Below are 7,890 nucleotides of genomic sequence, written 5' to 3' on the forward strand. Positions count from 1 at the left end.
GCCGCTAGACGAGAAAGGCCCCCCCCTCTCCACCCCCCCCCTCCCCCCCCTCCCCCCCTCCCCCCGCCCACCCCCCCCCCCCCCCCCCCCCCCCCCCCCCCCCCCCCCCCCCCCGCGCCCATGCGGCGGGCCGGGGCTCGCCGGCGCTCGTACCGGCCGCTGGGCCGGGGCGTCGCAGGACGGAGGAGACGGGCGGAATGATCTTGTTGGGGCGGATACGGCCACCCGCGGTCGCCGGACTTCGGGCACAGGCCGCTCGCGCTCTCGTGCTAGCTTCGGTCAACTGGAGGACGCGGGGCGGCGTCCCTAAGAGCGATGGGACGAGAGACGTCCCGAGACTGAGACTGTGTGAGGCGGGAGAGCCGCAGTGACCACCGCTGAGCCGACGCCTGCACGCGCCGACGGCAGCAGCCCTTCTCGGCCGGACGGGCGAATACAGGACGAGAGCAGGGACCCGGTGCGGGACCAGAACCTGACCGGGCCCCTCGACGTGGCTCCGGCCCCGGACGACGGGCCGGCCCCGGACGCGAGCCGGGACGAGGCCACGAAGACGGCCGCACGCGCGGCCGAAGCGCCGCGCACGGCCAGGGCTGCGACCGAGACGCCGCACACGGCTACGGCCCCGGCCAGGGACACGGTCTCGGCCACGGCCTCGGCCACGGCTACGAGCCCCGCCACGGACACAGCTACGGACACGAGCCCCGCCCCGGACCCGGCCCCCGCGCCGGGCCCCGGTCGGAACGTGGTGTCCCGGGTGCGCGCGTTCACGGCCCGGCACCCCGTGGTCGCCGTCACGGCCGTCGCCGCCGTCGGGCACATCCTCTGGTTCATCTTCTTCGCCAACAGCGGCGGCGACCTCGCCGCGCAGGACGCCTGGGCCGAGTTCGTCGGCCGCCACCCCGCCTCCGCCTACAACCTGGCGTGGTACGGCGGCATGCACCCCGTCTCGTACAGCGTCGTCTCGCCGTATCTGATGTCGGTGCTCGGCGTCCGTACGACGATGATGATCGCCGGGACCGTGTCGGCCGGGCTGACCACGCTGATCCTTGTGCGGGTGCGGGCCGTCCGCAATCCGCTGCCGTGCACCTTCGCGGCCCTCTTCGCCTTCCTGTGCAACGCCTGCTCCGGCCGCGTGACCTTCGGGCTCGGCACGATGTTCGCGCTCGGCGCGGTCGCGGCGGTGTTCTGCTGGCCGCACCGCTGGCGCACCGAGCGGTGGGCCAAGGGCGTGGTCGCCGCGCCGCTGGCCGGGCTCGCGACGGCGAGCAGTCCGGTGGCCGGGCTCTTCCTCGGCGTGATCGCCGCCGCGCTGTTCCTGAACGGGCGCCGCCCGGGCGCGTACGCCCTCGGGCTGCCGCCGGTCGTCGTCGTGGCGCTCTCCGCGCTGCTGTTCCCGTTCTCGGGCACCCAGCCCATGTCGCTGGCCTCGGTCTCGCTGCCGTTCCTCTTCGCGGTGATCACGCTCTTCCTGGTGCCCCGCGAGTGGAAGACGGTCCGCACGGGCGCCGCGGTGTACGGGGTGGGCGTGCTGCTCACCTGGATCATCGACTCGCAGATCGGGTCCAACGTGACCCGGCTCGCGATGCTCTTCGCCGGTGTGGTGATGCTGGCCGCCCTGCCGTACGCGGTGCCGCGCACGCGCAAGTGGTACGTGCTGGTCGTCGCCTTCGTCGGGATGAACGTCTGGATCGGCGTCAAGGCCGTCGACGACATCGTCAGCACCGCCCCCGCCGCGTCCTGGGCGCGTGCGCTCGCGCCGCTGGTGGACCAACTCCAGCAGGTCGGCGCCGAGCGCGGGCGCGTCGAGGTCGTCCCGGCCTCCAGCCACCGCGAGGCCTCCGCGGTCGCCCCCTACGTCAACCTGGCGCGGGGCTGGAACCGCCAGGCCGACATGGAGCGAAACCCGCTCTTCTACGACGACACGCTGGACTCGGCGAGCTACCGGGGCTGGCTTGACCGCTGGGCCGTCCACTACGTGGTGCTGCCCATGGGCCCGCCGGACTCCAACGGCGCCGAGCAGGAGGCCAAGCTCATCCAGAAGGGCCAGCCCTATCTGAAGGAGCTGTGGCACAACCCCGACTGGCGGCTGTTCGCGGTCGAGAACCCGACGCCGCTGGCCGACCCGCCCGCGACGGTGGAGCACGCGGGGGAGGGCGAGTGGACGCTGAAGGTGAGCGCGCCCGGCCGGGTCCTGGTCCGCATCCCGTACTCGCCGTGGCTGAAGCTGGTGGACGAGAAGGGGAAGGGTGTGGAGCCGCCGCAGGAGACTCCGGAGTCGAAGCGGCGGGGGCACGGGGTGCCGAAGACGTACACGAATCCGAACGGGTGCCTGTGGAAGGCGGCGGAGGACGCGGCGGGGGACGAGTGGACGGAGCTGCTCGCGCCCCGGGCGGGTACGTACCGCCTGGCGTCGCCGTACAGCCTCCGCCGCGGAACGGCCTGCCCGGCGGAGCTCCGCCCCGACCACTAGCCCGCCCCGGGCCCCCGCCCCGGGCCGCGAATGGCTCCCCGCGGGCGGCGGGCGGCCGACCGCGCAGTTCCCCGCGCCCCTGGGACCAGCCTTTGTCCGCGGGCCGTGGGTGGCTGATCGCGCAGTTCCCCGCGCCCCTAGGGGGGACGGGGCTGAGCTGATTTCACCGGGTGCTGGGAGCCACCTAGGGGCGCGGGGAACTGCGCGACCGGCCCAAGTCGACCCGCAGACGAAGACCGGCCCGTTAAGGGGCGTGGGGAACTGCGCGAGCGGCCCACCACCGGGTCGCAGGCGGAGTCCGGGCCGATGAGGGGCGCGGGGAACTGCGCGGGCGAGCCACCACCGGGTCGCAGGCGAAGGCCTGGCGTCACCCCGTCACCCGGGGCCCCCACCCACCCCCGTCCCAGAACCCCAACTGCCCCCCTTTCGACACCTCCGCCACCCGCGCCCCACCCGGTTCGCCCAGGATCAGCGTGCTCGCCCGGCCCGGCGCGAAGGGGGGCCACGGGGGGACCCCGGGGGCCGTCGGGACGCCCGTGTGGGCGAAGGACGCCACCAGGTCCATGAAGGCGTCCCCGACCCGCACCTCCCCCGCCCCGTCCCCGCACGCCCCCACGTTCCCGGGCAGCCCGTACGTGCCGAAGAGGAACGGCGAGGTGTGCTCGTGCGGCGTGCCGAACCAGGGCGGGCGCGCCGGATGCGCGAACTCCATCAGGTACCCGGGCGCCGTCCCCGTACGGGCGTGCCGTTCGGCGAGGCGGACGTTCAGGTACCGGAAGAGCCCGTCGCCCCACACGTCGGTCCACAGGGAGACCGGGTCCAGCGGCAGCCCCTCGGCCACGGCCGCCGCCCGGTACGCGTCCACGCACCCGTCCACCAGCGAGTCGGGAACCCGTGCCGCGCCCTTGAGCAGCACCCCGCGCACCGCGTCCCGCAGCGAGGCGTCGTCGGTGGGCGCGGGGGTGGGGATGGGAGAGCCGGGGCCGGTGTAGAAGGAGCCCTCGGTGCGGGTGTGGACGGACAGGACGGGCACCGCGGGCGTGGCCAGCTCGTGGTCGAAGGCGCGCATCCACCGCCCGTCGACGACCGGCCCCCGGTACTCGCGCCCGCTACCCACCACCCGCCCGCCCGGGGCTCCGGAGAACACCGCGAACCAGGCGTCCTGGACCGCCGCGGCGGGCGCGGCGCGCAGGCCCCGTACGGTCGTGCCCAGCCGGGCGGCCACCTCCTCGTACACCCGGCGCGCGTCCGGGACGGTCAGGGAGGTGGCCGGTGCCCAGACGTGGCAGGCGCTGATGGGGACGATCCGGCGGATCAGGCCGCGCAGTTCGGGGCGGAGCGCGAGCTGCCAGGCGGAGGCGCCGCCCGCCGAGGTGCCGGCGAGGGTGATGTCGGCCGGGTCGCCGCCGAACGCCCCGGCGTTCTCCCGGACCCAGCGCAGCAGCGCGGCCTGGTCCTGGAGGCCCCAGTTGGCGCAGTCGCCGGTCCGGTCGTCGGTCAGCTCCTCGTGGTAGCCGAAACCGAAGGCCCCCATCCGGTAGTTGAAGGTGATGACGACCAGGTCGCCGCGGACGGCGAGGCGCCTTCCGTCGTACGTGGGCCAGCTGCCCGCGCCGACCTGCCAGCCGCCGCCGTGGATGTAGACGAGGACCGGGCGCCGCCCGCGCGTGCCGGGCGTCCAGACGTTGGCGTACAGCCCGTCCTCGCTGCCGGCGGGGTCGACGGTCTGGAGGAAGGGCGGGGCGAACCGGGTGGCGTCGCGCACCCCGCGCCAGGGGCGGGGCGGCCTCGGGGAGGCGAACCGGAGGGCGCCCAGCGGGGGTTGGGCGTACGGGACGCCCCGGAACACCAGCGCCCCGCCTTCGCGCGCCCCGGCCACCGGCCCGGCGGCGGTGCGGACCACCACCGGGCCGGAAGGTCTCGCCCCGGCAACCGGGCGGGCGGCCGGCGGACGGGCAGCCGCCGGCGCCGCGCCCGCCACACCCGCCGCGCCCGCCGCGCCCGCCACCCCCGCCACACCCGCCGCCGTCGCCGCGAGCACCGCCCGGCGGCCCATCGCGGAGCCGGCCACCTCAGCCCGCCTCGGGCACGAACCGCACGCCGAGGCCGCGGATCCAGGCGTCCAGGTCGACGAGGCGCTCCATGACCGCGCGCCCGCTGTAGGGCCCGCCGATCCCGTACGAGCCCACCGGGCGCTCCAGCAGGCGCCGCAGCCCCTTGGGGTCGACCAGGTCCAGGACGGGGGAGTCGCCGGAGGCGAGGGCGGTGACGCGCTCGCGCAGGGCGAGTTCGTAGCGGACGTCCTGGGTGGAGGGGTACGGGCTCTTCTTGCGCTCCACGATCGAGCGCGGCAGCACGTCCCGGGTCGCCGCCCGCAGCAGGCTCTTCTCGCGGCCGTCGAACGTCTTCATCGCCCAGGGGGTGTTGAAGACGTACTCGACGAGGCGGTGGTCGCAGAACGGGACCCGGACCTCCAGGCCCACCGCCATGCTGATCCGGTCCTTGCGGTCGAGCAGGAAGTTCACGAACCGCGTCAGGTGCAGATGGCTGATCTCGCGCATCCGCGCCTCCCGCGGGCTCTCGCCGGGCAGGGCGGGCACGTCCGCGATCGACTCCTTGTAGCGCTGGTCGATGTGGGCGCCGAGGTCGAGCCGGTCCCACAGGCCCGTGACGCGCAGGGCGTCCTGCCCGCCGGCCCGCCGGAAGGGCAGGTGCCAGGGGAAGGTGGCCGAGGAGACCGCCTCGGGGTCGTGGAAGTGGCTGTAGCCGCCGAAGAGTTCGTCGGCCGACTCGCCGGAGAGGGCGACCGTGGAGCGGGCCCGTACCGCCTGGAAGAGCAGGTAGAGGGAGTACTCCATGTCGCCGGTGACGGTGGGCAGGTCGAGGGCGCGCAGGACCGCCCCGCGCACCTCGGGGGTGAGCAGCTGCGCGTTGTCCAGGACGATGTCCTCGTGGTCGGTGCCGATGTGGGCGACGGCCTCCTTCACGAACGGCGCGTCGGGCGCCTCCCACACCGCGTTGGCCTCGAAGCGCTCGGCGTGGCCGGTGAAGTCGACGGAGAAGGTGCGGATGCGGCCGCCGTCCTCCTCGGCGAGCGCACGGGCGGCGAGCGCGGTGACGGCGCTGGAGTCGAGGCCGCCGGAGAGCAGCGAGCACAGCGGCACGTCCGAGACGAGCTGGCGGCGCACGGTGTCGTCGAGGATCTCGCGGACCGTGCCGACGGTGGTGTCGAGGTCGTCCGTGTGCGGGCGGGACTGGAGCTGCCAGTAGCGGATCTTGCGCAGTCCGCGCCGCGAGAGGCGGACCATGCTGCCGGGCCGCACCTCGTACATGCCCCGGAACACCGCGTTCTCCGGCGTCATGGTCAGGCCGAACACCTCGCGCAGGCCCTCGGCGTCGACGACCGGCTCGGCCAGCGGGTGGGCGAGGATCGCCTTGGGTTCGGAGCCGAAGAGGACCCCGTCGTCGGTGGGGTAGTACACCAGCGGTTTGACGCCCATCCGGTCGCGCACCAGGAGCAGTTCCTCGGTGCGGGTGTCCCACAGGGCGAAGGCGAACATCCCGTTGAGCCGCTCGACGAACGACTCGCCCCACTCCAGATACGCCTGGAGCACCACCTCGGTGTCGCTCTCGGTACGGAACCGGTGGCCCCGCGCGCTCAGCTCGGCGCGCAGCTCACGGTAGTTGTAGACCTCACCGCTGTAGGTGACGACGGCCTCGGGGGCGACGCCGAACCCGGCGGCCATCGGCTGCTTGCCGCCCTCGATGTCGATGACCGCGAGGCGCCGGTGGCCGAGGGCGACGTGCCGGCCGGTCCACACCCCGCCCGCGTCGGGCCCCCGGCACACCATGGTGGCGGTCATGGCCCGGGCGCTGTCCTCGTGCCGTGTGACGTCGTGTCCGTAACCGACCCAGCCCGCTATCCCGCACATGTCCGTGTCCCCCTCTCGTCAGGCGTACGTGTAGTACCGGCGGTGGTCGACGACCTCGGCGACGGTCCGGGTGTGCCAGGGGAAGAGCGGGGTGCTGGGGTCGGCGACCTCGGGCGTGGGCTCCTGCGGCAGGTAGTGCGGCACGTCCGGGTGGAGCGTCTGCCAGTCGGCCCAGATCTTGTCGATGAAGCAGTGGTGCAGGAAGAAGACCGGGTCGTTGGGGGAGGAGATGTACATCATGTGGCCGCCCACCCACTGGTGGCCCGCGCCGTGCAGCTTCCCGGCCGGGGGCTCCCAGGCGAAGTTGGTGTAGCCCTCCAGGTGGTTGCGGAAGCTGTTGTACGGCGGCTGGCTGCCGGAGGTGTAGTTCCACGGCGGGCAGTCGTAGACCGGCAGGTCCATGGTCTGCTTCAGCTGCTCGGGCGACGGCAGCGAGGGCAGCTTCTGCCCGATGCGGCGGATCAGGAACTTGCGGTCGTCGACGGTGTAGTGGCCGTTGAGGGCCGGGTTCTCGTCGCCCTCGGGCTGCACGTTGACGCGCAGCTCCCAGCCGTTGGGGTAGGCGAACGGGCCGGTCATCACCATGCCGTCCGAGGGCCGTCCGTCGCCGCCCATGAAGTCGTCCGCCCACAGCGGCGAGTGGGGCGACTGGTCCTTGGTCCAGTCCCAGTACGGCAGGGTCACCGTCGGGTCGACCCGGCGCAGCTCCTTCTCGAACTCCATCAGGTACTGCCGGTGCCAGGGGAAGAACCCCGGGTTGATGTGGCCGACCCGCTTGCCGGTGTCCTTGTCGAGGTAGTCCTGGGAGTTGACGTCGACGTGGAGCTTGACGAACCGGTCGTAGATCCCGCGCCGCTTGATCTCCAGGACGGCCTTGATGAACCGCCGCCGTTCGCCGCGCGACATGTCCAGGTGGTTCCTGCGGACGTGCGTCATGGTCCTGTTCCTCAATCTCGCGGGATCACATGGAGTGGTGGGAGGCGTCGCCGAGCGGCAGGAGGTGGGCGCCGTGCAGCTCGTCGACGGCCGCGCGGGCGGCGTGCAGCGGCGTCTTCGCGACCTCGTAGTGGCACAGGGCGCTCAGATAGGCGCCCTCGCCGAGCTTCATCAGGTGCAGCGGCTTGCCGTCTATGGAGACGGAGTGGTCCGTGCCGGCCGGGGTGACCCGGATGACGCGGCCCTTGTAGGTCTCGGTGTGGCCGTCGTCCGGGGCGGCGGCGACGGCGGGGGAGCCGTCGTCGCCGGTGCCGTACACGGCGACCCCGGCGGCCCCGGCGAGCCCGGTGGCGACGGTGGCGGCGACGGCGCCGCGCTTGATCACATCACGTCGGTTGAGCATGGGGGAGTCCTTTCTGTGGTGGGGGTAGGGGGCGGGGGGGGGGGGGGGGGGGGGAGGGGGAGAGGGGGGGGGGGGGGGGGAGGGGGAACAAGCGGCGAAACCACCACCCACCCTCAAAACAAAACCAAAAAGCCCCCCTCCCCCCCCAC

The 7,890-nt window shown here is 73.8% G+C and carries 5 protein-coding genes; 1 reads left to right on the forward strand and 4 read right to left on the reverse strand.

Features of this window, described 5'->3' with window-relative positions; genetic code table 11:
- Positions 1-457: 457 nt before the first annotated feature.
- A complete protein-coding gene (locus AC069K_RS20760) occupies positions 458-2,470 on the forward strand; it encodes an MFS transporter (protein WP_478618325.1) in 2,013 nt (670 codons plus the stop codon).
- Positions 2,471-2,837: 367 nt separating this feature from the next.
- Here the strand turns inward: AC069K_RS20760 and AC069K_RS20765 are convergent, their stop codons facing one another.
- From AC069K_RS20765 to AC069K_RS20780, 4 genes are read right to left on the reverse strand one after another with little or no spacing between them, the layout of a single operon-like run.
- Positions 2,838-4,541 carry a carboxylesterase/lipase family protein gene (locus AC069K_RS20765; RefSeq protein WP_478618327.1) on the reverse strand — a complete coding sequence of 568 codons (1,704 nt, stop codon included), beginning with the start codon at positions 4,539-4,541 and terminating at the stop codon, positions 2,838-2,840.
- Between the two features lies 1 nt (position 4,542).
- On the reverse strand, positions 4,543-6,402 hold the full coding sequence (gene asnB, locus AC069K_RS20770) for an asparagine synthase (glutamine-hydrolyzing) (RefSeq protein WP_365100294.1): 1,860 nt from the start codon (positions 6,400-6,402) through the stop codon (positions 4,543-4,545).
- A gap of 18 nt (positions 6,403-6,420) precedes the next feature.
- Positions 6,421-7,338: a tyrosinase family protein gene (locus AC069K_RS20775; protein ID WP_468900527.1), complete on the reverse strand. Its 918-nt coding sequence runs from the start codon at positions 7,336-7,338 to the stop codon at positions 6,421-6,423.
- Positions 7,339-7,363: 25 nt separating this feature from the next.
- Complete coding sequence (locus AC069K_RS20780) at positions 7,364-7,741, reverse strand: tyrosinase family oxidase copper chaperone (RefSeq protein ID WP_478618332.1); 378 nt, start codon at positions 7,739-7,741, stop codon at positions 7,364-7,366.
- Positions 7,742-7,890 lie beyond the last annotated feature (149 nt).

The sequence above is a fragment of the Streptomyces sp. NPDC043908 genome (assembly GCF_056435525.1).